This is a genomic window from Candidatus Dormiibacterota bacterium (assembly GCA_035544955.1).
Classification (GTDB): Bacteria; Chloroflexota; Dormibacteria; order CF-121; family CF-121; genus CF-13.
Genome location: DASZZN010000021.1, coordinates 1 through 23,218, shown reverse-complemented (window position 1 = coordinate 23,218; position 23,218 = coordinate 1). Strand labels below are relative to the sequence as shown.

Here is a 23,218-nt window from a genome sequence, read left to right as displayed (position 1 = left end):
TGTAGTTCCCATCAGCCTTGTTGACAAGAACTGAGGTGGGAGCCTGGCCGCCGAGCGCGGTGTGGGGTCGGTAGCGATTGTAGAAGCGCACCCAGCGGGGCAGCTGCCGCTGACGTTCCTGGTTGCTCCCATAGAAGCGAGCGTAGGCCCATTCCTGCAGCAGGGTGCGGATGAAGCGCTCGGCTTTGCCGTTCGTCTGCGGCCGATACGGGCGGGTGACCAGGTGGCGGGCCTGGAGGCGGGTAATGGCTTCTCGGAACTCGCCCGACACGGTGTAGGCGAAGGCGCGATCGGTCAGCACGCGCTCAATGCGGACCCCCTGCTCGGCGAAGAAGCTCGCCGCCTGGAGCAGAAAGCGGGCCGCGGTCGGGCCCGTTTCGTCCGCCGCCAGCTGGACAAAGGCGACGCGCGAGCAGTCGTCCACGGCCACGTGCAGATAGTCGTACCCGCGACCCTCTTTCTGCCGACTGCCGCGGGCCCCGCCGCGACCCAGGAATCGATGGCCACCACCCGCCGGGATCTGACCCAGCTTCTTGGAGTCGAGGTGCAGCAATTCGCCGGGACGTTCCCGCACGTAGCGGATCGGAATGCCGGTGGGGCGGTCAGCATCCGCCAACCGCGAGACGCCATGCCGACGCAAGACGCCATAGACGGTCGAGCGCGGCAACCGCAACCGTGGACCAAGGCGATGCGGCCCTTGGCGCCAGCGCCGGCGAGCCTGCAGAATCCGGGCCACCGTCGGCTCGGCCAGCGCGTGCGGACAATGGTGCGGCCGCGAGGGCCGGTCCACCAAACCCGGCTCGCCCAACTCCCGATAACGGCGCAGCCATTTGTACACGGTGGCCCGCGACACGCCAACGGCCTCAGCCGCGCTGGCCGGCGACCAGCACAGTTCCCTCACGCGCTGGACCAGCAACAGTCTTCCAAAGGGGGTGAGTCGCGGCCTATGCTGCATCTGAGCCTCCTCTCGGTCTGGTTGTTGTTCACACCCCAAACCGTGCAAGGAGGCTCTTCAGTTGTCAACAAGGTCCGTGGGAACTACAACTAGGCGGCCGCCACTCCCCGCCAGTACTGACCATCCCAGAGGAGCGCGTAGAGGAGGTCGAGTAGCCGTCGCATCCGCACTCGCTCCCCAATCAAGGCCAGACGTTCGACCAGGTCGACACTGATTGCGGTGCGAAGCGCGACGGCGCGCCAACCGACCCCGGCGATCCGCTTCAGCGGCCGCCGCGGCAGCCCGATGCGAACCTCCGGCGCAATCTCGGGATGAACGCGCACCAGGAGGGCGTCCGCCTGCCCAGCTCGAAATGCCTGCTGACCATAGGCGCGCGGACCTCGATGAAAGTGGTGCTCCGCCCGCGCGCCCGGGACGAAGCGAATCCGCCAGCCCGCGGCGAGAGCGCGGAACGCCAGCTCGTAGTCTTCGGCCAGCCAGAAGCTCGGATCAAAGCCGCCAAAGGCCGCGAATTCTTCTCGGTTGACGGCGAAATTGCCACAGAAGAAATCGGTGAAGCGGGGCTCATAGCCCGGCCTCCGGATCACGTCGATCCTGCTCTGGTACCAGGCCGCGTTGCGGCGATCCAGATGGGTCGTGATGCTGCCTGGCGCATGCGGGCAGTAGCCCATGTGCAAGAGCTTCGACTCCCCCGGGCGATAGTCGTCGAGGAGAGCTTTCACCCATCCCTGGTCGGGGATGATGTCATCGTCCAGGAAGCACACGAGAGAGCCCGTGGCGGCGGCGAGCCCCGCGTTTCGGGCTGCAGCCGGGCCTGACGCAGCTTGTTCGATCACCCGGTCAGCACCTCCCTCGCGTGCGACCTGAGCGGAGCCGTCGGTGCACCCGTCGCAGACGACGATCCATTCCGTTGACGTCCGCGGATAGCTCTGGACCGAAAGGGCGTCGAGATGCCGTTTTAGCATCGGCGCTCGGTTGTGGGTCGGGACAACGATTGAGACCTCAGGCATTTCTTGAAGTGGGCAGGCTCCGCCGTTTCGAACACTTGCGTGCTCGAAAACGCGATCCCTCGGGATGCGAGAGTGGCTAGCCGGTCGCCTTCAGGATCGCCGGGTCGACCTCGACCGCCGGCGGGCGCCCGAGGATGTGGACCAGGATCTGCACCCGTGCAGGTGCGTCCAGGTTCCGCTTAAAGATGGCGTCCACCATCCGCAGCGGGCCGCTTTGGATGACGACCGATTGGCCGTGTCGGAAGGTGGGGCGAGCGGGGGTCAGCGAGCGCTCCGCCAGGCGCTGGCGGACGTGATCGACGATGGCGTCATCCACCGTTCCAGGCGCGCCGTCCTCCTGAAGCATCCGGCGGACGCCGGGCGCCCAGCGGATCAGGTCCCAGCGGGTGAAGCCGTCTTCCAGCTTGAAGAAGACGTAACCGGGAAAGACCCAGCGGTGGTGCCGGTCGCGGACGCTACCGGGCTTGGTGCGCGGCGGCACCGGGAACTGAGGGGCGTACGCCTCGATCGCATGCAGGCCCAGGAATTTGCAGACCTGCGGCTCGCCGTTGGGCGCAGCGTGAAGGACATTCCACATCGGAGACCTCGCACGTTAGGGACCGCGAAACACGGGAGGGTAAGAGGAGGCCTTGTTGCTGGTTACAGATCGTTGACGTGCGGCGCCATCCTACAATCTCCTCGATGGCCGCTCTCTGCAACGGTGAGTGCAAAAAGTGACCGCGGCCAGTACTCGACCGTGAAAGCAGGCTTGCGACTACCTCAACGGTCGGTTACTAGCCTTTAACCTTACTAATACAAACTAATACAACTAGCGCGACGCGGCGGCGTGCGGTTGGGGCATCTCGAACTTGTACCCGAAGCCACGAAGCGCCTGGATGTACTCCCGCCCATCGAGATACGGCTGGAGCTTCTTCCGCAGCCGCTGGACATACACGTCAACCGTCTTCGGCATCCCGGCGAAGTGGTCCCAAGCCAGCTCCGTCAGCTGATCACGGCTGAGAACCCGGCCGGCATTCTCCATCAGCGCGTAGAGCAGCGAGAACTCCCGTTGGGTCAACGGAATCCGGTGACCGCTAACCAGAACCTGAGCCTGCTGAAGATTGAGTGAGATCTCGCCGATCGAGAGGTTCTCGTCCACCCAGCGGCCGCCACGGTTGAGGTTGGACCGACGCAGCAGGACGGTCACCCGCGCCAGCAGGTAGCGCGGTGAGAACGGCTTGACCACGTAGTCGTCGGCCGCCGCCAGGAGCGTGCGCACGATCTGGTCCTCTTCTTTGCGCTCGGAGAGGACCAGCAGGGGGGTGTAGGGATTGAGCTGACGCATCTGCTGGCAGATCCGGACGCCGTCGTGGCGGGGCAGCACCGGTTCCACGACCACCAGGTCGATCAACTGGGACTGGAGCAGGTCGAGGGCCGTTTCCGGCTCAGCAGTCGCGTGGACTTTGTGGCCTTCCTGCCGGAGCAGGTGGCTCAGCACCTCGAGCTGGAGGGTATCCTTGTCAACCGCCAGGATCGTTGCCACTGGCTGCCCCCGCAGTTGTACCCCGCCGGCCTGCGGCGGCAGCGCCGGCTATGTAAGCGCAGTTATTGACCGTGAGGTACAAGTTGCCCCAATTCCCCTAGGAAACGTCGGCCCCTCTTCTAAAGCCTTATCGCGCATCCTGACAGGTCCACATCGCCTATGTCAACAGGGAAGGCTTAAGGCTCATTTAGATATGGTGAAGAATGCCCGATTGGACTAGCCCCAAGTGGTAGTCGGATCGTGTCACGTTCCAGGCAGTCTGGGTTTGCCCTTTCGGGCAGGAATTCCCAGTCGCTTTGAGTTCGGACGGACCTTCGATAGCCATCCAGAGTTCAGCTTTGAGTCGCCGCAATCCACGTTTTAGCGCGAGTTCGCCGGTCCGTCCATACTGACTAGGCAAGAACCGAACGGCCCTGCCGGTCATCGGGGCCTATTTCAGGATGACCGCCATCCGGTTGAAGTCAGCCCAGGAGATCTCGAACGTGCTCCGGCTCACCCAGTACTGGGTTCCATGCCAGGGATCATTCACCCGGACATCGGTCAACGTCAACCCGGTGAGGACGACCGTGTGCTCGTCCAGCGAGTACTGGATACTGCGCCCATCCCAGGCGGTCCAGCTGTGAATCGCGGGGCGGAACCAGCCGACCTCGGTCCAGGCGATGACCGGCTGCCCGCTGAGCACCGCCTGGTAAACGCTCGACGCGGATAGCCCCTCGCCGCCGGTGGCCCCCGGCGCGCCATGAGACTGGGCGATCGACAGGTTCGGACATCGAGGTGCTTGCCGCCGTGGAAGCCACCGCCAAAGCGGCCGCAGTTCACATGGCCGGCGGTGGCCGCGTGGCCTCCGTCCTGGATCGTGATCAACGGCCGGTTGGTCGAGTCCTGGCGTGTCGATGACGACCCTCCGGGCGATGACGACCCTCCGGGTAAAGCCGACGACCCCAGATTTCCCGTGCTTCCAGCCGGCCTGGCAGCGACCTCGCTTCCGCTACCGGCCGATAAGACGGACGGCAAGTTCAGGTGGGCGGCCGGAGCCAGCGATCGAAGGTCGGTGGCGGCCGTCGCGGCATGATGAACGCGAAGGCAAGACGGAGCGTCGTAAGCACCACAGGGAGAAGCAGCAGCTTCTTCACCGAATAGATCCCTCCCTTCCTACCGCTTACGTTATCGCCTAACTGTGGACCCCGAGTCTAGCGAAACGGTCCGTGTCAATGGCGTGCGCCTTCGGGCAACTGATTCTGCCCGAAAGTCGTCGCCGAGTTAGCTGGGCCCGATAACAGGCCGACTGGTCCCTTTTCTTGTAGGATGCCACTCACGCTCGCGGCAGGCCTCGAGGAGGTATCGGACTGAAGACAAATCATCGATTCGCGCCGGCTCGCCGCTCCTGGATGATCGCTGCCACCGTGCTCGCGGGCATCGGCGCGCTGGCGAGCCCATGGTCGGCGGAGGCGGCGATGACGTTCACCGCCCAGGCCACCAACTGGCGGATCCTCTCGGTCCCGCAGTATCACCAGCAGCACGGGCTCAGCTGCGAAGCGGCCGCCTTGCGAATGACCCTGGGCGCGTACGGCATCAATGTCGCGGAGGACACCTTGCTGAGTCAGATCGGAGCCGATCGGCGGGCGCCGACCTCGGATTCATCTGGCTTTCATTGGGGCGATCCGTATGCGAGCTTTGTAGGGAACGTCGACGGCAGCGAGCGTGGGCTGACCGGCTACGGGGTGTACTACGCGCCGATCGCCCGAGTGGCCCAGGCCGATGGCGCCACGGTCGCCCAGGCCGGCGAAGGGATTGCGCCATCGAGCATCTACCAGGCCGTGCTGGCCGGTCAACCGGTCATCGCCTGGATCTCCTTCGACTGGATCTATCACCGCGTCACCCATTACGTCGCCTTCGACGGACGAACGGTCCAGTTCGGGAGTCCGTATGAGCATGCCGCCGTGGTTCGGGGTGTGACCAATGGCTTCGTCCTCGTCAACAATCCCTGGTTCGGGACGCAGTGGATTAGCAAGTCGACCTTCGAGTCGTCCTACGCGACCTTCAACAACATGGCGGTGATCATGGGCGGCAATGCAGTCGGCCCCGGCATGAGCACCGCGTCGTCGACCTTCCAGGGCCCAACGCCGGTTCCGCAAGACACCTATCAGCCGCTCAACCCGGCTCGCATCCTCGACACCCGCGACGGCACCGGCGGCGTTCCGCCGCGCCCGATCGGGCCCGGGGGAACTCTCAATCTGGCGGTGCTGGGGCGTGGCGGCGTCCCCTCCAGCGGCGCTGACTCTGTGGTGCTCAACGTCACCGCGACCAACACGACCGCACCCAGCTACCTGACCGTCTACCCGGCGGGAAGTAGTCGGCCCGGAACATCGAATCTGAATTGGACGGCTGGGGTCACCCTGGCGAACCTGGTGACGGTGCCCATCGGGGCCAACGGCGTAGTCAGCCTCTTCAATGGCGGCGGGCAGACCGACGTGGTGGTCGATGTCGAAGGCTGGTATGGCCCGAGTGCGTCCCCGACCAACGCCGGGCTCTTCAATGCGCTGCCGCCCGCCCGGCTGCTCGACACCCGAAGTAACGGCGGGCCGGTCGGCCAGCGGCAGATCCGCAATCTCCAGGTGACCGGGCGGGGCGGCGTGCCGCCGGCCGGTGTCGCCGCGGTGGCGCTGAACGTGACGGCGACCAACGCCAGCTCGGCGAGCAATCTGTCGATATTTCCCGCCGGATCCGCGCTGCCGGCGACCTCGAACCTCAATTTCCAGGCCGGCCAGTCATTGCCGAACCGGGTCATCGTCCCGGTCGGTTCCGGTGGCCAGATCGGAATCTTCAACGCTTACGGCCGGGTCGACGTCGTGGTGGACGTCAACGGATGGTTCACCGACGCGAACAGCGCCGCCGGTGGCAGCCGCTTCGTGGCGATCCCGCCGCAGCGGATCCTCGACACGCGGTCCGGTTTCGGGCCGATACGGGATGCCGGCGTGGCGACTGTCCAGTTCGTGGACACCGCCGCGATCGGGGTCACGGCGATTGTCGCCAACGTCACCTCGGTCGGTGCGGCGGCGCCCAGCTACCTGACGGTGTGGCCCGATGGGACGCCACAGCCGCTGGCCTCCGACCTGAACTTCACGACCGGGCAGACGATCCCCAACCTGGTCGTCACCAAGCTGGGTCCCACCGGGTTCGACGTCTACAATGCCGCGGGCTACGCCGACGTCGTCATCGACCTAAACGGCTACTACGGCCCCGTCGGCCACTAGCGCTAGCGCGTTTGCAGGCCCGATCCCACCGGATGCACCTGGAAATAATTGGCGCAAACAGTCATCGTGCCGGGATTTGGGTTGGCGGAGATCGTCGCCGAGTCGTAGGCACCCGGAGGCGTGATCTTGAGGCTGGCCGGATGCTGTGCCGGAGTGGTCCCGCACGGATCGTTCCCACCATAGGTCAGCTCAAGGAAGGTCGAGCCGCCAGCTGAGATCTCGACGCGGTGCGGCGCGGCATAGGTGCCGAAGAACGAGTCGGTGCTCCACTGCGCATCCCCGAGGTTATGGCCGCTGGAGTCGACCATCTCCACTCCCGGGTATCCCCCCAGGTAGCAGGTGGACCCAGATCGATTGACCATCGTGACCACCGTCCGCTCGTTGCCCGTGGCGCCCTGGGTCACCCCGCGGCTCATCTGCAGCCATCCGGTCGCGCAGCGGCTCATCGATGTCCCTGCCGGCGTCGATTGGTCAGTGGCGCTGGGTACGGCGCTAATAGCCGGCTGTTGAGTCGGGCTGGATATGGCGCTCGCCGTCGGCGAGCTGGCCGGGAATCCCGCGGTTCCCGGGCTGCAGGCGGCCAGCAGGCTCGCCGCCATCAGCGTTGCTGGACCCGCGACGATCACGACGAGTCGCCGGGAGCGCATATCCACACCAATAGAAACGCGTATTCGGAGCGATAGTTACATCCCACCGATTGGTAGGACAAAAAGTAGTATTATTCGAGCGTGGCAACTTCGCCTGGAAGCCGGCGGCGCGCGAAGGTCAGCATTACTGTCGACCCAGCGCTGCTCAACGCGGTCGACCGTTATGTCCAACGTCACGCCGACATGGACCGCAGTAAGGTCATGGAGTCTGCCCTGCAGAACTGGTACCGGGTTCGTCAGGACGAGGCGATGATCGAGCAGTTCAGCTCCCCGGAACCGACCGAGGAAAGCGAGCGGCGAGACTGGCGTCAGATTCGACGCGCCGCGGTTAACAGGACGCTGAAGCGCCCTGCCCGCTAAGGACTTCGGTCGGACACCACGACGGGGCGAGCTGTGGATGGCTTACACGCGTGGTCAGCCTGATGATCCGCACCAACCGCGCCCGGCGCTCGTAATCTCTGAAGACAGGCGCAATAGCCTGCGCGACGACCTGATCGTCGTCCCGATCTTCTCGGCGGGGCGGTTGGGGCCAACGAGGGTACCGGTGCCGGGCCGCACCGGCGGCCTCGCTGGGCCCGGGGTGCTTTTCTGCGAAGAGATCACGACCATCGACCGCGAGTTCCTTTACCGTGGGCCGCTCGGGCCGCGCTTATCTCGACGGACTCTCGAGGCGGTCGTGCGGGCGGTCAGGCGCGCTATCGGTGAAGTCATTCCCGAGCCCTAGCCTGCAGAGCCGGGCTCCTTTCCTCCCCCGCTGTGGGGGGAGGTAGGGTTGGGGCATGGATATCCATGTCGCCCTGCCGAACGGTCACCGAGGCGTCACCCTCAAGCAGCTCATGGAAATCACGGAAGTCGCCGAGGAGTTAGGTTTCTCGGGCGTCTGGCCGCTCGACCATGTCCTCGTCGGTCCCGACCTCAAGGACCGCTATCCGTGGGTGATCGAACCGCTGACGCTGCTTGGCTATCTCGCGGCGCGCACCAGCCGGATCCGTCTCGGCACGTCAGTGATCGTGCTCGGGATGCGCAATCCCTTTGTCGTCGCCAAGCAAGCGGCCACGCTCGACCTGCTCTCCAACGGGCGCTTCACCCTCGGGCTCGGAGCCGGCTACTCGGAGCCGGAATTTCGCAACATTGGGGCGAGCGGCGTGTGGACCACGCGCGGCAAACGACTGGATGAGGCCATCCTCCTGTTTCGGCATCTCTGGTCCGGCGCGCAAGGACCGTTCGATGGGCAGTTCTATCAGTACGATGAGGGCTACTTCGGCCCGCCGCCGCCGCAAGGCGAACGGCTTCCCATCCTGATCGGCGGCGCATCCGACGCCGCTCTTCGGCGCGCCGGAACGCTCGGGGATGTGTGGCAATCGACGGGGTTGAGTCCAGAGGACTTCGGGCTGCGGGCCGAGAAGGTGCGACGCTTCGCTAATGGCCGCCGAGTCGAATTGGGTGCGCGGACGACGCTCGCCGGCGACCCTGAGACTGTCCTCGCGAAAATCAAAGCCTTCCAGAAGGCCGGCGCGGAACACGTCTGCGCATACTTCGGCGCGACGGTTGAAGACTTCGTGCCCGGGATGCGCACCTTCGCGCGAGAGGTGATGCCGGCGTGCTAGAAAGCCTCCGCAGGGCCCTCGGCATCGGCACCGTGCCGGTCAGTTCTGAAGAAGCCTTTTCACAGTTCTTGAACTGGGGCTTCGCGCTCGTGGCCGCCATGTTGGCCGGAGCCCTGATTGCAGGTGGATTCTATTCTGCTTTCCGGCAGGCGCCCGTGTGGCTCAACGTCGTCATGTGGTTTGTCGTCATGGCCGCGCCAGCCTATGCCCTGTCGAGATCGCTGAGGAGTTATTTCCGCTATCTCCGGTTGCGGGTCCGCGAGCGGCGCGGCACATAGAGAATAGCCTCGGGTGCTGTGGGTCAATCTCGGCCTGATCAGCTTGACCCTCGCGCTGGCGTTCGGACTCGCCACGGTATGGCGCCCACAGGTCGCGCCGGTCGGGCGGGTCATGATGACGCTCGGGCTCCAGGTCACCGGCATTCTGGTGGTGACGTGGCTGCTGGTCGAGCGCGGGCAGGCGCTCGCCGTTCGCCTGCCGACGCCTTCGGCCTTCGAAGCGAACCTTGTGACCCAGGTGTCGAGCGCGGCAGTCGCCTCAGTCGAGCTGGTGCTGGTATCGATCGTTTTGGGAACCTGCGTCGGGACGGCGCTCGCGGCCGTCGCGGCCTGGGCACGCCAGCCGTGGCTGGAACTGGTGCTAGGTGTTGGGAGCCTGGTCTGGGTGATTCCGACGTTCCTGCTGGCGATCTTCGCCCAGGACTTGCAGTCGGCCATCTACGGGCTCAGCGGTGTCAACGTTTCCGGCTCATTCGGAACGGCGACGCCGACCCAGCTGATCTGGAGCAGCGCCGTGCTCGCGGTGCGTCCCGCGGCCTATGCGTTCCGGCAGAGCCGGATTCTGATCGCCGACCAATCGCGCGCCGATTATGTCCGGACCGCGCTGGCGAAGGGCCTGGGCTGGCGCAGCGTCGTGGTTCGCCACATCGTGCGGCCGGCGGCGGCCGGGCTGGTGCTGACGGCAATCAACTCGGTCCGCCTGATGGTCGGGTCGCTGCCACTGGTCGAGTTCTTCTTCGCCTATCCCGGCCTTGGTCGGCTGCTGCTGACATCGCTCGGCGTGGCCTACGGGCAGCAGGCGCCACAGCTGGATCCGGCGGTCGCGATCGGGTCCGCTGTGGTCCTGGCCAGCATGCTCGCCATCCTGGAAGCGGTCTCTCGGCTGCTCGGTCAGCGGCTGGACCCCAGGCTGGCCGAAGTGGGCAGCTGAGATGGGCAGGAGACGGCCCCTTCTCCTCGCGGGGTTCGCCGTTGCGCTGATCGCCGGGCTGGCCGTCCTCGTGATTCTGGGATTGAGCATTCCCGACCGTTGGGCAACGCAGACCTGGGGCGGCGGATTCAGCGGGGGCCAGATTTCGCTTCCGCCGTTCCCCCCGCTTAGCGCGATGCGGCTCTACACCGTCGACAATCCATCGCCCGATCTCGTCCCCCACTTCTTCGTGCTGGGCTCGGACGCTGGCGGACGCGACCTGCTCGCGGTCACCGCCCGTGGTGCCGTGCCGTCGCTCGAGCTGGTCGGCATTGCGCTCCTGGCACGGATGCTGCTGGGAATCATCGCCGGGGTGCTGATCGCGGCGGGCGCGCGCTGGGTTCGGACGGTCACCCGCGCGGCCGGCGGCTGGATCGCGGGATTTCCGTACCTGGCGCTGGCGGTGCTGGTGATCACGGCGTTCACCGGCGGCCCCAGCACGATCGCGCGGCCGGGGCGCGCCCGCCTGTTCGGCTTCGTCGTGGCGATCGCGATCGTCGGCTGGCGGGACATCGCGGAGGTGGTCGCCGGGCGCGTGGAATGGGTCAGGCTTCAACCCTTCGCGCTTGGCGCGAAAGCGGTCGGTTCGCAGGGCTTCGGGTTTTTTCGGCGGCACGTCTGGCCGTACCTGCGACCGGCGTTAACCATCGAGCTCTCCTACCAGGCGAGCGCCGTTCTGGTCCTACTGGCCGAGCTCGGGTTCCTCCAGTACTACCTGGGCGGCTTCACCGCCATCGTTGAGGAGGGTTCCATCGCCTATCGGCTCGCGAACCAGCCCGAGCTTGGCCAGTTGCTCTCCGATGTGCGGATCTACGCGATCCGGCAGCAACTGGTCCCGGCGCTGGTACCCGCGCTGGCCCTGGTGCTGACCGCCCTGGCCTTCGAGCTGCTCGGACGTGCCTTCCGCGGCAGAGCGGACCAGCCATGATGAGGCGCCTCTTCCTGTTGGTGCCACTTGGCCTGGCGCTTTCGGCGTGTCAGCCACTATTGACGACGACCGGCGCATGGAGCCGGCAGCCGTCGCCGCCCGTATCCACGTCATCCTCGCACGTCGTGGCAACAGCGAACGGTCGCGTCGTGGTGCTCGGAGGATTCAATCCCCAGACCGGGGAGCCATTGGAACAGACCGTCGTTTTCGAACCGGCCTCGAGCCGATGGACCGATGCGGCGCCCATCCCGGAGCCGCGTGGCGCCGACGTTGCGGTCCCCCTCGCCGACGGGACCGTCCTCGTAACCGCGGGGCAGGGAGGCAACGGGGTGCTTCACCAGCTCTATCGAAGCACCTGGATTTTCGACCCCTCGCGAAATCGCTGGAATCGAGTCGGCGACCTGCGCACGGCGCGCCTCAATCCGAGCGCCGTGCGCTTGTCGGACGGTCGCGTCCTGCTCGTCGGAGGGTCTGTCGTACGTGAGGATCTGGCACCCGCCGGCGCCGGCCAGGACCCGTACCAAGCCGTCGCCAGTGCCGAACTCTATGACCCATCCGTGAAGACGTGGTCGACGGCCGGCGACCTGTCGCTGGCACGAAACGGCCTGGCGCTGGTCGCCTTGACGCATGGCGGCGCGCTCGCCGTCGGTGGATGCTCCTTCCGGCAGACTCAGCCCGGCTTTTCCGCCCTGGCGGACGCGGATGTATTCAGCCCCGTGACGTCGAGGTGGGCGTCGACGCGGCCGCTGCCGGAGCCGCGATGCGCTCCCAGTACTGTCGGCATGCCGGACGGGCGCGCCCTGGTGATCGGCGGAATCGTCGACCAGCCCAACGGATTCGGAACCTCGCCAGGCGCGTTGCTCTTCGATTCGCGACTCGGGTCGTGGGCTTCGGCCGGGAGCCCGATCGGATCGGGCGGGCTGCCGCTTGGTGGGCCCGGCGGGATCGCGCCCCCGACGGCCGCCGCGGTGCTCCTGCGTGATGGACGCGTTTTCTTACCGGCAATTCAGGCGGGTCCGATGCGAGGCCGGGTGACGACCACGATCGTGGGTGGTCAGCTCTTCGACCCATCGACTGGTGCCTGGGCCTTCGCGACCAGTACCGCGGCGGACTTCGCGAGCCGATTCGGGGATCCGACGCCGGTCCCCGTCGCGCTCCCCTCAGGACGCGTCGTGGTGTTGCTCGATACCGTCGCGCTCGGCTTCGATCCCGAGGGCCGGCCGCCCGCGGGGCAGGCCCTGGCCAGCCTATCCCTCACCTGGCTGATCCTCGGACTCGATGGAGGTCTGCTCATGCTGCTGGTGATCAGTCTGCTGCGTGGCCGGCGAGCGTGGAAACGCCGATCAACCCCCATGCCCCTGGACAACCGGTAACTAATTGCCTAGGATTTGCGCTGAGGGGGGCCAGTTTGGACGGATAGTGAGGGGAGTGGCTCGCGATGAAAACGGGCCTTCTTGGAGTCGTTGTTACCGCTGCGGCTCTTCTCGTCGCATGCGACTCAAGCGCTTTTACGCCGCCGGCTTCACCATCGACGTCGCCCGATGTTTCTCCAGTGGCGCCGCCCACCCCAGCGCCAGTCGCGACATACCTGGACATCCAGCCACGCGTGCAGCAAAAGGTTGTCGCCGGTTCTGTCCTCCAATTCTCGGCCGTCGTGCTGGATCAGGGTTGCGGCCCCCTCGCGCAGGCAGCCACAGTTTGGTCGCTCTCAAGTCCGAGTCTCGGCACGATTGACCAGAACGGTCGCTTCACGGCAGGTGCGAAGGCCACAATCGGCGACGTGATTGCGTCCGTTGCCGGAGCGGTCACGGTGCAGAGGAGCGTGTCCGTTGCTGTCATCGTCGGCCCTTTTGGTGGTGAGAGCGGCCCCCTCGTGGTGATTCCAGACCCGGGCCCCCCGTGTCAACCCGCTCCGTCACCAACGATTCCTACGACGCCAATTCCTCCAGGGCCTTCGAGTCCACCTGCGCCGAATCCGCTGTGCGGACACGAGTACATCACCGTCGGAACTAGCAGCTTCGGATCTGGGGCGAAGATCTACATATACGGCCCAGGCTTCAACGGCTATGCGGGAACTGGCGCGGCTACCATTTACACCGTTCCGGGTAGTTATCGAGTTGAGGTGTATTTCTATAACGGGAACCCTGGCAGGGTAGCGACCGTAAGGCTGAATCCATGCAACTATCTCCCTCTCAGGTGGTAGCGCCCTTCATAGGCTCGTGTCGCTCGTACAGTGCGGACGCCAGCTCTTCGCGGGATCGGATCTCCAGCTTGTCGTAGACCAGCCCTGAGCTTCACCGGCATCTCGAACGTGTGTCGAATGACGCGGCCCCCGGTGACATTCGGCTTCCCTATCGCGGCAGTAAACGACAGGCCGGAGCAGCAGCTCCGGCCTGTTAGGAAATCGCGTTAGCGGGGACCGAAGCGGGGATTGGCGTGGTTGCTATGGTCTGCCGTGCCTACCGTCGGTACGCTGACCGACTGTGCTTGGGACCGCTCATCGTTGAGCTCGATACGCGTCATCTGCGCGGCGCTGCGTCCGCTCACCATCGGCCCGGCAAGGCTGGACACCACGACGGATGCTGGCCGGCTGATCAGGGCGCCCTGGGTCAGCCCTTTCACCGCGAAGCCCACCGCACCGCCGATGATTAGCAATGCCGTAAGCGCGAAACTGATTGCAAGAGCCCGGGTCGGAGATCGCCGAACGTCATAAGTCGCCAACATGATGTTCACTCCTTCGGCGGCCGCTTCGCGCTCGCCGGAGCCAACATAAGGCCGCGCACTCGAGCGCACGATGACGCACGGCACTCCCGGGCTGTGACATTCGTCACGTTCGTCCATCGCCGCCAGAGGGTTAGAAGCGGGCCGCCTGACAGAGAGCCACATGCTCCGCATGCACGTCGTCTGGTAGCCGGCCCGCGCCAGCCTGGACCAGACTTATCGTTGATATTGGTACATGAAGGATGCGCTCCCCCTCATCCTGGCATTAGCCACCATCCCAGTCATGGTGGTCGTCGGCTACTTGATTGGCAGGATTATCTCTTGGCTTTTTAACTGGAATGATCGCCACCCCGGTAGTAGAGACCCATTAGACCCCCAGCCCCCATGGGATCGGTGGATTGGCGGCGGTGGCGGCAGTCCTTAATAAGCCTGGGGGGCGCGGATATCGAACGTCAAGCACCGCGGGCGCTTGTGGTCCGGTGCAATGTTGGCCACCGCCGCATCGTTTCTCGCCTTGAGGTGCCTCGAAGGCTGATAGTTCCGTGAGGGTCCGCCTCGGGTGGGTTGCGGCCATCCTGGTACTCGTCGCGGTCCAGTGCCTTTTCTGGTTCGTGGCCGCCGAGATTGCCTGGGCCGTGCGCCACTTCCTGACGAGCGACCCGCAGGTTATTGCTGAACGAACACGAGCCGCCGTGGCCTGGTTTGTGTGGTGCGGAGTCAACTTCGCGGGTCTGCTGGCCTTCGCGATACGCCGGCACCGAATTTCGTTCTGGCTGGTGGCAGCGATCCAGGTTGCCAACCTCGGCATCGCGGTGTGGATTGGATTCCAGCAGGTATCGCAGACCTGCGGCGACCATGGCCTGGAGTGGTTGATACCGATAGGCCTCGCCGCCGTGACGCTCCTCGTCATGTATGGCGCCTGGCGTCGTCGGGGGGATCACACGGGACCAGCCGGCAAGAGCCGAAGGCGTCTGCGACGAATTGTCCAACCGGCGGCGCTGGCGGTGTGGATCGCTGCGGGCTTGGGGTTGCTCGGGCTGGGCTGGCACCTGGGCATCCAGGGCATTCAGCTGCAGTCTGGAGTCATCGCCACGGTTCGGGACGAGCCTGGTGCCGGCCTCCATCTCACGCTTGACGCATCGTCCCGCGACATCGCTTTTCTACTAGACATCTACGACACGCCCCCGGATGCTCGGGTCGGTGACCGAGTCGCCATCTTGACGATGGAGGCGTGCGACTACGGCTTCCCTCTCGCCGTTCAGTCTCAGCGGGGAATCTGGATCGATTCCACTCGTGGAGATCTGGTCCAGCCGTTCACGCCCAACACCTGGTGGTTGCATGAGTTGTTCCGCTGGTTGGCGTTGTCGGCTGGAGTCCTTCTCAGCGCGTCAGGGCTTGTCGCCATCATTCGCTGGATCGGCCCGCGCTAGTGGTCGGGCACCCTGATCTTCCCGGCGATGATCTGCTCACGGAGGTCGTCCGTCATTGCCACGTATGGTCGCACCAGCGGGTTGCTCTTCGAGTAGCCGACGCCGCCCCGGGCAAGATCGAACATGGTGACGCGCGGCAACGGCGACTTCGCCGCGAGGGCCTGGACGTACTCGCTGACCGCAACGTCCACGTGCTTCAACATCGACGTCAGGATCGCTGCCTTCGTATCTGCCGGCGCACTCAGGTACTGGTCTGAATCGACACCGATCGCGAGTGCGCCCGCCGCCTTTGCGGCCTCAAAGACGCCGGGGCCGGAACCTCCCGCCGCGTGATAGACGACGTCGGCTCCGTTCCCATACATCCTGCCGGCGGCTGCTTTGCCTTTGGCAGGGTCGGCGAAGCCTAAGAAGTCGGGCGGTTCTGATAGGTAGTCAGAAAGCACTCGGATGCTCGGTTTCACCATCCTGGCTCCCGCCACGTACCCCACCTGGAATTTCTCGATGAGCGGCACCCGAACGCCACCGACGAATCCGATGGTCTTCGCCTTCGATGCCTGGGCGGCAATGGCCCCGACGAGGTAGGAGCCCTGATGGTCTGCGAAGAGGAGGCTCGTCACGTTCTTGTTGTCAGCCGAAAGGGAGGAATCGTCCACGATCGCGAACTGGGTATTCGGGTATTGCCTGGCAACCTTTCCCAGGGCGACCACGTCGAGGATTCTGACGATTATCGGGTCATAGCCCGCCTCGGCTAGTGAGGTTAGGCGCTCCTGCCGATACGAATCGGTTTCTAGGGGCGGCGACCAGGCCAGCAATCGGGTCGTCGCCAACAGGTCGTGGGTTTGGCTCACCTCAGGATCCCAACCGATGAAGGCTCTGAGCTTTGTTGGCGGGTCATGCCGCGGCCGGTCGTCCGCCAGTAGTGGGCCTCCCAGAGCCTCCGCTTGAGAGACTCGCGCCGCGATCTGGCTCCGCGACCTCAGACCCAGCTTGGCGAGGATCTGCTCAACATGCCATTCGGCGGTCCGCCTCGTGATGGACAGCTTCTCGGCGACCTCGCGATCGCTCCGGCCGCCAGCCACCAGGACCGCCACCTCCAGCTCACGCCGAGTGAGCTGCCCAAGCTTTGCGCTCACCAACCCTCGCCAGCGCCATTAAAGCACTCAAGACCCGTAGTTCTCCCGGTGACGCCGGGGCTGGACAGGACCTAGTCTCGACCCAATGGCATACGGGCGCAATTGGCTCGTGCTCGGACTGCAGTCCGGGCTGATCGGTGCCCTTGTTGGGTGCTCCCAGCCGGCGTCGGCGGTGCAGCCGACGCCATCGTCCGCTCCGCAATCGGGCCTGACCACGGCCGAGAAGACCCAACTGGCACGGCTCGAAACGATACCGTTGAATCTTCCGTCGATGCCGGCGGATGGTCACTGTCCGACCGGACCTGAATCAAGCGTCGCCCCTTACCCCAACGCCTACAGACCGCTCTATGGCGTGGGTCCGGTCTACGGCCAGGGTGGGCCACGGACCGATTCCTCCGAGAACAGTTACTTCGACGTGACGCTGTTCACCGACCCGACCGTCCAAGGCGTTGTGCTCGCCCGGGGCCAGCGGCTCGACGGCCCGCAGAAGATCTTCTACATAGGACAATGGGCCGCCGGTCCGGTCGTGGGAACTGACACGGTCGCCGGAAAGCAGGTGGAATTGCATGCAGAACTGGCGCTGCCCGGCGATGGTCGCCCGTCGAATGCCGATGCCGCCCCTGGTTGGGGAATCTGGGAATTCCGTATGGGAATCAGAAAGCCTAGAGGCTGCACAGGTTTTCAGATCGACACCGCGTCCACGAGCGAGGCCTGGGTGGTGGCCGCGGGTTAGGCCCTGCGGCCTGAACTAAGAGCGGGCGGGGCGCGGCACGAGTTTGATCGTCGTCGATCGCGCCGCAGGAGTCAGCACACTATTAAGGATGCTTCCGGCGTATCGACGGTATTTGGCCCGGTAGGCAGCATCGACGTCGGCCTCGATGTCGTGGTCGGCGTCGACGAAGGTGACGTCTTGCTGAACACCACCGGCCCGTATCCGGCCCTCGTGCCTCTCCTGGGTACCACGGAACCAATGGGCACTGGGCCCTTTGACGGATCGAAGGTACAGGTCGTCGCCGTGGCGAATCACCCACACGGTCACCGGCTTTCCCAGCGTGCCGTCGCGCCGGACCGACGCGATCTGCAATTCTTCGGCTCTTCCGACCTTGTCGAGCTGATCACTCGTCCAATGTGTCATCGACGGATCTCCTTCGCTCCGATGGGTTACGGCTCGCCGACGCCAGCCTCTTGCTAAAACCACTGACGGCGGCGCGCACTGGACAGTCGTTTCGGTTCCTAACCAAGCGCACTAGTCGACGACCCTCCCACGCAAGCGGGGGATGGGAGTACAGCCTATCTGGTACCCGGGTGCCAGCCTAAAGCACCCGGATAGGGACAACCTGAATGGCGTTCGAGCCGTAGCCGAGACGGTTCCACTCGGGCACCTCGGGCTGAGTCCGGCCGGCAAGGTCGGTGGCGCGGGCGCGAACAGTGTTCGGCCCGGGTTGACGGAGTTGGGTCGCCAACTCCCAACGCTGCCAGGAGTTATGCGTTCCCTCGCCGAGTAAACGGGCTTCCTGCCAGGCACCGCCGCCAACGCTCACGTCGACGCGGGCGATCGGCGCCGCTCCGGACCAGGCCAGGCCGCGGATAGCACAGTCGCCCGGCTCGATAGGCTGGTCCGGCCGAGGCTGGGTGATCAAGGCGCGCACGCGCTGGAGGGTGACCGGTTCTTTGATCAACCGGCCGTCCCGCTCCCACTCATAAACGTACCTCTCCGTCTGGAAGAACCCATCGAAGGGCCGGTCGATGACATCGATCTCGGTCAGCCATTTGACTGAGGCCACGCCATACCAGAGGGGGACGATGAGGCGCAGTGGGTAACCGTGCCGCGGCGGGAGAGCCTCGCCGTTCATGGCGTAAGCAAGGATCGCTCCTGAATTGCGGGCCTCGTCAAGGTTCAGGCTGCGCTCGAAGCACGTCGTCCCTACTCGGCCCTTGACGGCGCCCGCGTCGGCGCCGCGAAACACGATTTCGCTGCCTGCGGATTTGATGCCGGCGCGCTCGAGGACTTCAACCAGCTGAACACCAGTCCACTCCGCCGTGCTGACGGCCCCCAGCCGCCACTGCTCGCCGTCAACTTTGGGATTGAGAAAAGAGCGGCCGTTGCCGGCACACTCCAGGGTGACGACCTCGGTGTGGGAGGGCATGGCGAGGAGATCGCGCAGGCGTATCACGGTGGGATGCTGGACCAGACCGCCGACGTGTAAACGCCATGTGGTGGGATCCAGGACTGGCATTTGAAAATGGTTGCGCGCGTAGAAGGCCTCGGTCGGCATCGCGACACCGGTCAGCGACTGAATGGATGTCTCGGCATTGAGCGGGTCCTGTGACCTGATCAGCTCTTCGAGAACGCTGGTGGGGCTCATGGATGTGCGTCTACCGCGTATCCGCGCTCGAGCCAGTCGGACATGCCGCCAACGACCACCGTGGCGTCACGGCCGTGGCGGCGCAGCACGGAGGCGGTCAAGGAGCTCCGCACCTGGGTGCCGCAGTACACGGCGAGCGGGGCTTTGGGCGACATCTCGCCATACCTCCGCCAGGACTCAGCCCAGGGCAGCGAAGCTGCTCCGGGGACGTGGCCGTGCCGGTACTCAAACGGCTCGCGGGCATCGAGCACACAATAGCGGTCGAGGTTATCGCGTAGCGTGGTCACGTCGATGACTGGCATCGTCTCGACGGTAAGCCCTTCCGTGCGCCAGGCTTGGAGGCCACCCTCGAGGTAGCCTGAGACGGAGAAGCCGGCCTCATCCAGGATCGTCGCGGCCACTCGGGCGACGGGTTCGGGCTCCGCGTGAATGATGCACTCCAAAGTCGCCGGCAAGGCCATCGTGGCGCGATCGGCGAGGTCGGCGCGATTGAACTGGAGGTTGATGGCGCCAGGAAGGTGACCGGTTGCAAAGATATGTGGCGGCCGCAAGTCGAGGATGACCGCGCCCGCTTTGATGGCCGCGTTCACCCGGTCGGCGTTCATCGACTGATCTCGGCCGGCATCAGCCCAAGGTTTTGCGCCTTGATCCACTGGTAGTCGGCGGGCAACGGCTTGATGGTCGCCCTGACGAAGGCGGCGAAGCTGGCGGCATCCGGCTGCTGCATGGCCAGGTTATGGTGCTTCTCAAAGTAGATCGTCGAACCCGGCTTGCCGCTCAGGTTGACCCCGCCGCAGGTGGAGCCGCCGTAATGGTTCGGATAGACCTCGAGGTGTTCGGGAAGTGTGAAGAGACGCGTCTGGATTGAGTGGTACTGCGTCGCGACCCGCTCGGGTTCGGTCAGGATGTCGACGGCATGGTCACCGATAAGCAGGTCCGGTCTTCCCACGTCTCCTACGAGCAGCGAATCACCGGTCAGGACGAACCACGGCTCATCCGCCCGGATGTGATCGGTGACCAGGAGGCAGACGTGCTCGGGCGTGTGTCCCGGCGTGTGGATCACCTGCAGCTCCAGTGTCCCAAGAGTCAGGATTTGGCCGTGCCTCAGCGGCGCGAATGAAAAGCGGACTGGGGCGGCCTCGTGAAGGTAATGCGGCGCGCCCGTCAGGTCGGCCAGTTCACGGGCGCAGGACACGAAGTCCGCGTGGACGTGGGTCTCCATGACGGCGGTGATGGAGACGCCGAGGTCGGCGGCTTCCAGGGTGTAGAAGTCGGCTCCGCTATCGGCGATCGGGTCGACCACGGCGGCCTCGCGGGTCTTGCTACAGGCGAGCAGGTAGGAGGCCTGACCGAGGGGCTCATAGCGAAACTGCTTGAAGATCATTCGCTCTGCGCCTCCTTGCGGATGTAAAAGACCAGGTCGCGACCGTCCTGGTGCCATTCCAGCAGGGAGTTGCCGGTGTCCTCGACGAAGGCCGGCATGTCCGCGATGGCGCCGCGGTCTGTCGTGACGACTTTGAGGACCTGCCCAGGCGCGAGGCTTCTGAGCTCGATCCCGGTCTTGACGATGGGCATTGGGCAGAGGAGGCCGCGGCAGTCGATGGAGCGGTCTACTCTGATCTCAGCCGTGCGCTCGATGGTTGACTCGGCCATGGTCCTTGCGTCCTAGATGAACAGGGTGACGTGCGCGCGGCGGGCCTCGGAGAGGAATGCTCCGGCGCCTCCGTACTCGACGCCGTCGATGAAGTCGCTTTGCTTGAGGCGGAAGACCTCCATCGTCATGGTGCAGGCGATCAGCCGGACTCCCGAGTCGCGGCAGACACTGATGAGCTCGCGGATTGAGGCGACACCATATTTCTTGAACTTCGCCTTCATCTGCGCCGTGGCGAACGCCTTCATCCCGGGAAGGGAGGTGAAGCTGTCGGCCATCGGGATAGGCATCGGCATGGCTGGGTTGCCGACTGGTGACACTCTGACCTTCTCGGGGAAGTCCCGGCGGATGATATTGAGCCCGTAGAAGGTGAAGAAGATTGAGGTCTCCATGCCGGCCGCGGCGGCGGCGCTGGCCAGGATCAGCGGAGGGTAGGTCCAGTCGAGCGAGCCCTTCGAGGCAATCAGGCAGACCCGCTTGGCGGCAGGGTCCCTCTTGAAAGCCTCCGCTACCTCGTCATGGACGATGCGGCGAACGTCCGACTCGGTCAGTATGTTTGCGACTTCTACAGCCATGTGACACCTCCAGCGCCGAGCCTAGTAGCGCGCGGCCGGCACGACATCCACCGTTCAGTCGATTTTTCGCGGACAGAGGCGGGGGTATGATGGCGGCCAAGAGGGGACCATGCCGGCACCCGAGTCGGTCAGCGCCACTACTGATCTACGCTTGGCGGAGCTTCTCGCTGCGCTCTCGCTAGCCAGCGACCTGGCCCACAACCTGCCAACGGAAAGCGCGCTCCGGAATGCGCTGATCGCGGTGGGGATCGGGCGGCGGCAGGGGTTGGCCGGCCAGGACCTGTCCGACATCTATTACCTGTCGCTGCTGCATCACATCGGCTGCACGGGCGCGGCGGTGTTTGCCGCGCAACTGGCCGAGGGTGAGGACATCGACCTGTTCTTCACCTTCTTTGCCGCCGACTACGCGGACAGACTCCAGATCATGGGCAAGACACTCACGAGCCTGAATCGGCACAGGAGTGCCGCCACCCGAGCACGGACCACCTTCAACCTGATGACCAAAGGCGATTCGACCATGAAGCTGATGCAGGCATCAACCTGCGAAGGGGCTTCACGGCTGGCTGCCCGCCTCGGGATGACGTCGGGAGTCTGCGCGGGACTCTATGAGGTGTACTCGCGCTGGGACGGCAAGATCTTTGCCGGTGCCGCCGGCGATGGGATTTCGCTGGCGTCTCGAATCGTCCACGTTGCCCACGTGGCAGAGTTCTTTCATCGACGCGCCGGACGGCAGGCGGCCGCGGAGGTTGTAGGCCGGCGCGCCGGGACAGAGCTTGACCCGGATTTGGCGCGGATGTTCGTCACTAATGCAGACGACCTTCTGGCGCCAATGGAGGCTGGGTCCCTGTGGGACGCGGCGCTCGACGCTGAACCGGAGCCGCAACGATGTGTGCCGAGATTTCGGCTGCAAGAGATTGCCGCTGCGTTCGCCGACTTTACCGACCTGAAGTCGCCGCTGATGATGGGTCACTCCAAGTCCGTCGCTGAGCTGGCGGCACGAGCGGGCGGATTGCTCGGAATGGATCGCGAGCTACTGACGACGCTCAAGATCGCCGCGCTTTTGCATGACCTGGGCCAGGTCAGCGTGCCCAACGGGATCTGGGAGAAACGGGACCGGCTGAGTCCCGGCGAGTTCGAGCGGGTGCGCCTGCACCCGTATTTCACGGAGCGGATCCTGTCGCATTCCGCTCTGCTTGCTCCGTACGGGCAACTGGCCGGGCTACACCATGAGCGGCTCGATGGCTCTGGCTACCATCGCGGGCTTCGGGCAGCCAACCTGCCGGCGGCCGCTCGAGTGCTGGCGGCTGCCGATACCTATCACGCGTTGATCGAAGAGGCTCCATACCGTCCGCGGATGGCGCCTGCTGAGGCGGCGAAGGAACTCGAGGCTGAGGCGGCCTCGGGCCGGCTCGATCGCGAGGTAGTGGGCGCCACGATCGCGGCGGCCGGTCAGAAGGTGGCAACGGCCCGGGCGGCCTGGCCGGGCGGCCTGACTGAGCGGGAGGTGGGCGTCTTGCGGGAGGTCGCCCGCGGGCGGACCAACAAGGAGATCGCGCGGACGCTATTCATCTCCGACGCCACCGTGCACAGCCATGTGCTGAACATCTATACAAAGATCGGGGTCAACTCCCGCGCCGGTGCTGCGTTGTTCGCCATGGAGAACGACCTCGTCCACGCCTAGGAGCGACGATCTTGGCGGGGGCCGGCCTCATCGATGGGAGCTAGGCGCCCGCGCGCTTGACGATACAGCCTCTCTGCTGAGGCCATTGACACAATGCCAGAGTTAATGAATAAGTGCGATCTTGCCGGAGCTCGCGAGCTTAGCCACAGCATCAGCACCGCTGTCAGCGACCTTGGCTAGGGAGTGCTCGGTCCCCACGAGGACCGAGCCATCGGGACTCATTGAAAGGGTCTCGTGGCCATGCTGGCTTTCGACGATCGGACACAGCCGCACGCCGGCCCACGCCTTCCACTGCGTCACCAGGTCCGGATCGAGGTTCATGCAGACCTCGTTCATGTCGAAATGAAAATAGGTGTCGCTCACGCCCTCTATTGGGACAGGCTGCCCGAAGCGCAGGCCACTGAACTCTTCCAGGAAGGCGATCACGCGGTCGAAGACCTCGAAGCCCTCGATGCGCATCTATTGGAGCTGCTGGTCAATCGAGACCCTG

Annotated in this window: 26 protein-coding genes; 11 read left to right on the top strand and 15 right to left on the bottom strand. The window is 65.0% G+C overall.

Annotation, left to right across the window (positions count from 1 at the left end):
- The 5 genes from VHK65_08060 to VHK65_08040 form a co-directional block, all read right to left on the bottom strand.
- Positions 1 to 955: IS481 family transposase (locus VHK65_08060; GenBank protein HVS06108.1), on the bottom strand; the 955-nt coding region annotated here is incomplete at its 3' end.
- An 89-nt stretch (positions 956 to 1,044) separates the two neighbouring features.
- On the bottom strand, positions 1,045 to 1,965 hold the full coding sequence (locus VHK65_08055; protein ID HVS06107.1) for a glycosyltransferase family A protein: 921 nt from the start codon (positions 1,963 to 1,965) through the stop codon (positions 1,045 to 1,047).
- A 76-nt stretch (positions 1,966 to 2,041) separates the two neighbouring features.
- Positions 2,042 to 2,542, bottom strand: coding sequence for a transcription termination/antitermination NusG family protein (locus VHK65_08050; protein ID HVS06106.1), 501 nt, complete (start codon positions 2,540 to 2,542; stop codon positions 2,042 to 2,044).
- Positions 2,543 to 2,773: 231 nt separating this feature from the next.
- The gene (locus VHK65_08045; GenBank protein ID HVS06105.1) at positions 2,774 to 3,487 is read right to left on the bottom strand and encodes a response regulator transcription factor; all 714 of its coding nucleotides are present in this window, start codon (positions 3,485 to 3,487) and stop codon (positions 2,774 to 2,776) included.
- Positions 3,488 to 3,917: 430 nt separating this feature from the next.
- On the bottom strand, positions 3,918 to 4,241 hold the full coding sequence (locus tag VHK65_08040; protein HVS06104.1) for a C39 family peptidase: 324 nt from the start codon (positions 4,239 to 4,241) through the stop codon (positions 3,918 to 3,920).
- Positions 4,242 to 4,875: 634 nt separating this feature from the next.
- Here VHK65_08040 and VHK65_08035 point away from each other — a divergent pair.
- A complete protein-coding gene (locus VHK65_08035) occupies positions 4,876 to 6,741 on the top strand; it encodes a C39 family peptidase (GenBank protein HVS06103.1) in 1,866 nt (621 codons plus the stop codon).
- 2 nt (positions 6,742 to 6,743) lie between these two features.
- Here the strand turns inward: VHK65_08035 and VHK65_08030 are convergent, their stop codons facing one another.
- Positions 6,744 to 7,388 carry a DUF4232 domain-containing protein gene (locus VHK65_08030; GenBank protein ID HVS06102.1) on the bottom strand — a complete coding sequence of 215 codons (645 nt, stop codon included), beginning with the start codon at positions 7,386 to 7,388 and terminating at the stop codon, positions 6,744 to 6,746.
- 81 nt (positions 7,389 to 7,469) lie between these two features.
- Between VHK65_08030 and VHK65_08025 the strand changes: the two genes are divergently transcribed.
- Genes VHK65_08025 through VHK65_07995 form a run of 7 tightly spaced genes read left to right on the top strand, consistent with a single transcriptional unit; the run spans position 7,470 to position 12,544 of the window.
- Positions 7,470 to 7,748 carry a hypothetical protein gene (locus tag VHK65_08025; GenBank protein HVS06101.1) on the top strand — a complete coding sequence of 93 codons (279 nt, stop codon included), beginning with the start codon at positions 7,470 to 7,472 and terminating at the stop codon, positions 7,746 to 7,748.
- Positions 7,738 to 8,112 (top strand): type II toxin-antitoxin system PemK/MazF family toxin, encoded by a 375-nt coding sequence (locus VHK65_08020; GenBank protein HVS06100.1) that lies wholly within the window; start codon positions 7,738 to 7,740, stop codon positions 8,110 to 8,112. Before VHK65_08025 ends, VHK65_08020 begins: the two co-directional genes overlap by 11 nt.
- 55 nt (positions 8,113 to 8,167) lie before the next feature.
- Positions 8,168 to 8,995, top strand: coding sequence for a TIGR03619 family F420-dependent LLM class oxidoreductase (locus VHK65_08015; GenBank protein HVS06099.1), 828 nt, complete (start codon positions 8,168 to 8,170; stop codon positions 8,993 to 8,995).
- Positions 8,989 to 9,273: a hypothetical protein gene (locus VHK65_08010; GenBank protein ID HVS06098.1), complete on the top strand. Its 285-nt coding sequence runs from the start codon at positions 8,989 to 8,991 to the stop codon at positions 9,271 to 9,273. The genes VHK65_08015 and VHK65_08010 overlap by 7 nt, the downstream gene beginning before the upstream one ends.
- Positions 9,274 to 9,286: 13 nt before the next feature.
- The gene (locus VHK65_08005; GenBank protein ID HVS06097.1) at positions 9,287 to 10,204 is read left to right on the top strand and encodes an ABC transporter permease subunit; all 918 of its coding nucleotides are present in this window, start codon (positions 9,287 to 9,289) and stop codon (positions 10,202 to 10,204) included.
- Position 10,205: 1 nt separating this feature from the next.
- Entirely contained in the window at positions 10,206 to 11,171 is a 966-nt protein-coding gene (locus tag VHK65_08000) for a hypothetical protein (GenBank protein ID HVS06096.1), read from the top strand.
- On the top strand, positions 11,168 to 12,544 hold the full coding sequence (locus VHK65_07995; GenBank protein ID HVS06095.1) for a kelch repeat-containing protein: 1,377 nt from the start codon (positions 11,168 to 11,170) through the stop codon (positions 12,542 to 12,544). Before VHK65_08000 ends, VHK65_07995 begins: the two co-directional genes overlap by 4 nt.
- Before the next feature lie 1,036 nt (positions 12,545 to 13,580).
- Here VHK65_07995 and VHK65_07990 read toward each other — a convergent pair.
- Entirely contained in the window at positions 13,581 to 13,895 is a 315-nt protein-coding gene (locus VHK65_07990) for a hypothetical protein (GenBank protein ID HVS06094.1), read from the bottom strand.
- Positions 13,896 to 14,434: 539 nt separating this feature from the next.
- On the opposite strand from VHK65_07990, the gene VHK65_07985 reads away from it, so the two are divergent.
- Positions 14,435 to 15,322: a hypothetical protein gene (locus VHK65_07985; protein ID HVS06093.1), complete on the top strand. Its 888-nt coding sequence runs from the start codon at positions 14,435 to 14,437 to the stop codon at positions 15,320 to 15,322.
- Here the strand turns inward: VHK65_07985 and VHK65_07980 are convergent.
- Entirely contained in the window at positions 15,319 to 16,455 is a 1,137-nt protein-coding gene (locus tag VHK65_07980) for a BMP family ABC transporter substrate-binding protein (protein ID HVS06092.1), read from the bottom strand. The two genes, VHK65_07985 and VHK65_07980, sit on opposite strands and share 4 nt — an antisense overlap.
- Before the next feature lie 85 nt (positions 16,456 to 16,540).
- Between VHK65_07980 and VHK65_07975 the strand changes: the two genes are divergently transcribed.
- Complete coding sequence (locus VHK65_07975; GenBank protein ID HVS06091.1) at positions 16,541 to 17,188, top strand: hypothetical protein; 648 nt, start codon at positions 16,541 to 16,543, stop codon at positions 17,186 to 17,188.
- A gap of 15 nt (positions 17,189 to 17,203) precedes the next feature.
- Here the strand turns inward: VHK65_07975 and VHK65_07970 are convergent, their stop codons facing one another.
- The 6 genes from VHK65_07970 to VHK65_07945 all read right to left on the bottom strand — a co-directional run bounded on the left by VHK65_07970 (position 17,204) and on the right by VHK65_07945 (position 21,047).
- Positions 17,204 to 17,590, bottom strand: coding sequence for a DUF2255 family protein (locus VHK65_07970; GenBank protein ID HVS06090.1), 387 nt, complete (start codon positions 17,588 to 17,590; stop codon positions 17,204 to 17,206).
- Positions 17,591 to 17,768: 178 nt separating this feature from the next.
- Positions 17,769 to 18,821: a sulfite oxidase gene (locus tag VHK65_07965; GenBank protein HVS06089.1), complete on the bottom strand. Its 1,053-nt coding sequence runs from the start codon at positions 18,819 to 18,821 to the stop codon at positions 17,769 to 17,771.
- Positions 18,818 to 19,426: a rhodanese-like domain-containing protein gene (locus VHK65_07960; GenBank protein HVS06088.1), complete on the bottom strand. Its 609-nt coding sequence runs from the start codon at positions 19,424 to 19,426 to the stop codon at positions 18,818 to 18,820. The genes VHK65_07965 and VHK65_07960 overlap by 4 nt, the downstream gene beginning before the upstream one ends.
- Positions 19,423 to 20,205 carry an MBL fold metallo-hydrolase gene (locus tag VHK65_07955; GenBank protein ID HVS06087.1) on the bottom strand — a complete coding sequence of 261 codons (783 nt, stop codon included), beginning with the start codon at positions 20,203 to 20,205 and terminating at the stop codon, positions 19,423 to 19,425. The genes VHK65_07960 and VHK65_07955 overlap by 4 nt, the downstream gene beginning before the upstream one ends.
- Positions 20,202 to 20,474, bottom strand: coding sequence for a sulfurtransferase TusA family protein (locus VHK65_07950; GenBank protein HVS06086.1), 273 nt, complete (start codon positions 20,472 to 20,474; stop codon positions 20,202 to 20,204). Before VHK65_07950 ends, VHK65_07955 begins: the two co-directional genes overlap by 4 nt.
- Positions 20,475 to 20,486: 12 nt before the next feature.
- Positions 20,487 to 21,047: a DsrE/DsrF/DrsH-like family protein gene (locus VHK65_07945; GenBank protein ID HVS06085.1), complete on the bottom strand. Its 561-nt coding sequence runs from the start codon at positions 21,045 to 21,047 to the stop codon at positions 20,487 to 20,489.
- A 151-nt stretch (positions 21,048 to 21,198) separates the two neighbouring features.
- Between VHK65_07945 and VHK65_07940 the strand changes: the two genes are divergently transcribed.
- Positions 21,199 to 22,728 (top strand): HD domain-containing phosphohydrolase, encoded by a 1,530-nt coding sequence (locus VHK65_07940; protein HVS06084.1) that lies wholly within the window; start codon positions 21,199 to 21,201, stop codon positions 22,726 to 22,728.
- 102 nt (positions 22,729 to 22,830) lie between these two features.
- Here the strand turns inward: VHK65_07940 and VHK65_07935 are convergent, their stop codons facing one another.
- Positions 22,831 to 23,187: an SUKH-3 domain-containing protein gene (locus VHK65_07935; protein ID HVS06083.1), complete on the bottom strand. Its 357-nt coding sequence runs from the start codon at positions 23,185 to 23,187 to the stop codon at positions 22,831 to 22,833.
- Between the last annotated feature and the right edge of the window lie 31 nt (positions 23,188 to 23,218).

What these genes read in the sequence shown, in the direction of transcription:
- VHK65_07960 (HVS06088.1), bottom strand. Translation starts at nt 19,426, where the DNA reads ATGAACGCCGACCGGGTGAACGCGGCCATCAAAGCGGGCGCGGTCATC.
- VHK65_07975 (HVS06091.1), top strand. Translation starts at nt 16,541, where the DNA reads ATGGCATACGGGCGCAATTGGCTCGTGCTCGGACTGCAGTCCGGGCTG.
- VHK65_08030 (HVS06102.1), bottom strand. Translation starts at nt 7,388, where the DNA reads ATGCGCTCCCGGCGACTCGTCGTGATCGTCGCGGGTCCAGCAACGCTG.
- VHK65_07970 (HVS06090.1), bottom strand. Translation starts at nt 17,590, where the DNA reads ATGACACATTGGACGAGTGATCAGCTCGACAAGGTCGGAAGAGCCGAA.
- VHK65_08055 (HVS06107.1), bottom strand. Translation starts at nt 1,965, where the DNA reads ATGCCTGAGGTCTCAATCGTTGTCCCGACCCACAACCGAGCGCCGATG.
- VHK65_08015 (HVS06099.1), top strand. Translation starts at nt 8,168, where the DNA reads ATGGATATCCATGTCGCCCTGCCGAACGGTCACCGAGGCGTCACCCTC.
- VHK65_08035 (HVS06103.1), top strand. Translation starts at nt 4,876, where the DNA reads ATGATCGCTGCCACCGTGCTCGCGGGCATCGGCGCGCTGGCGAGCCCA.
- VHK65_07950 (HVS06086.1), bottom strand. Translation starts at nt 20,474, where the DNA reads ATGGCCGAGTCAACCATCGAGCGCACGGCTGAGATCAGAGTAGACCGC.
- VHK65_08050 (HVS06106.1), bottom strand. Translation starts at nt 2,542, where the DNA reads ATGTGGAATGTCCTTCACGCTGCGCCCAACGGCGAGCCGCAGGTCTGC.
- VHK65_07955 (HVS06087.1), bottom strand. Translation starts at nt 20,205, where the DNA reads ATGATCTTCAAGCAGTTTCGCTATGAGCCCCTCGGTCAGGCCTCCTAC.
- VHK65_08000 (HVS06096.1), top strand. Translation starts at nt 10,206, where the DNA reads ATGGGCAGGAGACGGCCCCTTCTCCTCGCGGGGTTCGCCGTTGCGCTG.
- VHK65_07965 (HVS06089.1), bottom strand. Translation starts at nt 18,821, where the DNA reads ATGAGCCCCACCAGCGTTCTCGAAGAGCTGATCAGGTCACAGGACCCG.
- VHK65_07945 (HVS06085.1), bottom strand. Translation starts at nt 21,047, where the DNA reads ATGGCTGTAGAAGTCGCAAACATACTGACCGAGTCGGACGTTCGCCGC.
- VHK65_07935 (HVS06083.1), bottom strand. Translation starts at nt 23,187, where the DNA reads ATGCGCATCGAGGGCTTCGAGGTCTTCGACCGCGTGATCGCCTTCCTG.
- VHK65_07995 (HVS06095.1), top strand. Translation starts at nt 11,168, where the DNA reads ATGATGAGGCGCCTCTTCCTGTTGGTGCCACTTGGCCTGGCGCTTTCG.
- VHK65_07990 (HVS06094.1), bottom strand. Translation starts at nt 13,895, where the DNA reads ATGTTGGCGACTTATGACGTTCGGCGATCTCCGACCCGGGCTCTTGCA.